1 pseudogene is annotated in these 228 nt (G+C 73.7%); it reads left to right on the top strand.

The features are described from left to right. Nucleotides 1-228 (top strand): annotated as a pseudogene (locus SB751_RS36095) (cupin); the annotation flags it as partial.

A 228-nucleotide genomic window follows, 5' to 3' on the forward strand; every position in this document is an offset into this window, starting at 1 on the left:
CAGCACGATCCCGCCGCCGGCCGCCGCATCGATGATGCCGGCGAGATCCGGCGCGAGCTGGCCGCCATCGGCGTGACGTTCGAACGCTGGCAGGCGCGGGTGCCGCTCGCGGCGGGCGCGCCGCAGGCCGAGGTGCTGGCGGCGTATCGTCCCGAGATCGACCGGCTGGTGGCCGAGCGCGGCTACCGCAGCGTCGATGTGGTGAGTCTGGATCCGTCGCATCCCGAT

Source organism: Cupriavidus sp. SIMBA_020, assembly GCF_046535395.1.
In the GTDB taxonomy this organism is placed as follows: Bacteria; Pseudomonadota; Gammaproteobacteria; order Burkholderiales; family Burkholderiaceae; genus Cupriavidus; species Cupriavidus campinensis.